Raw genomic sequence first — 1,440 nt, forward strand, 5'->3', positions numbered from 1 at the left:
GGATCAAATAATATTGTTGTGTTTTTAACAATCTGCATTTCTTATACAAACAACTGTTTTACCCTATAAAGATAGAACTTCAGATCATTCACTCCTCTGAATTCAGTTCTGAATGTTTTTAGCTTGCAGTTGAACGATTCGGCACTGGCGTTAGTTCTTTTGTCATTGAAGAAATTCAGTATTCTGTCATAATGGTTTTGAAACGTCTTGATGACTGTATTAAACTCTTCACAGTTCCATTGCTCAACCTGATTAAACCATAATGCGAGTTTGGGTCGTGTCACGTCCTTGTTGTCGTAATCCGAATATATCTTACCCAATCTTAAAGCAAGATAATAAAACTCTTTCATGTCCGGAAATCGACAGAACAGAACCTTGGCTCTTTCTGCCTGTGATTCGGTCCAGTCATTCGGTTTTCTTACAAGCAACCTGCTGCATCTTACCATAAGCTGCTTAAGAGTGTCTCCACAGCTTAATATTTCAGGCTTGTATTCAAGCCCTTTCTCCTTGTACAAAGCACGCATGCGATTATCCCACGCCATCACTTCCCAACGGTGCTTTATACGTAAGTCCTGAAGAGCATCATACATAAGTTTCTGCACATGGAATCGGTCTACGATCTGCTCTGCATTGGGAAAACACTTACGTACTATCTTATACATAGAGTTTGACATGTCCATGGTAACAGACTTGACCATTGCACGTTTGCCGACAGGAAGACGCTGTAACTTCTTGATTATGAAGTCCGATTTCACTCCCTTTACCATTGCTACAAGCGTACCCTTCCTCCCGTGCCCGTCCTTGTTGGTCACAATTGTATACAGTTCTCCATTGCTCAGTGAAGACTCGTCTATGGCAAGATGTTCGCCGAGATTGCAGGCGTAAAGGGTAAACTCCTCTGAATGTTTTTTCTGATTCCAGGAATGAAAACCGCTCAGATGGTTCTTGTAGTAGTCATTTAGGACATTTGCCTTCAAATGCGTAAACTCTGCTACACTCTTGATGCTCACTGCATGGGTATCAAGGTAATTCTTTTAAAAAAGCTCCGAACTCAGCGGTAATTCTGGTTCCGGATGCAACAAGATTCCAGTCGCGACTGTAGCTCTTGCCGTTAGACTTGTCAAGCCATCTGCGTCGCTTTATCCTAAAATACATGGTATGGTCACGGACGGGAAAATCTGTGACTGTTATTGGCTTGTGAAAACCATTGGAAATTAAAGGAAGGCCTTGTAAGTTCTCAGGCACAATATCTTTCTCAACTAAGACCAACATAAAATAATCTCCCATATTGGAAGCTTCTGTTATATCGAAATAGTCAAGGAGTCCTGCTGGAAGAAATAAGGACAATACGGACTTGTAATCTATGGCTGAGTTCTATTCATGACGCAAAGATAAACAATAATATTGAATTGTTAAAAACACAACAATATTATTTGATCC

The 1,440-nt window shown here is 40.5% G+C and carries 2 protein-coding genes; both read right to left on the reverse strand.

Annotation, left to right across the window (positions count from 1 at the left end):
- Window positions 1-41: 41 nt before the first annotated feature.
- Window positions 42-1,010: an ISAon1 family transposase gene (locus I6E49_RS14190; protein ID WP_235403131.1), complete on the reverse strand. Its 969-nt coding sequence runs from the start codon at window positions 1,008-1,010 to the stop codon at window positions 42-44.
- 10 nt (window positions 1,011-1,020) lie between these two features.
- Entirely contained in the window at window positions 1,021-1,347 is a 327-nt protein-coding gene (locus tag I6E49_RS14195) for an ISAon1 family transposase N-terminal region protein (protein WP_441006982.1), read from the reverse strand.
- Window positions 1,348-1,440: the final 93 nt, after the last annotated feature.

The organism is Leyella stercorea (genome assembly GCF_021531655.1).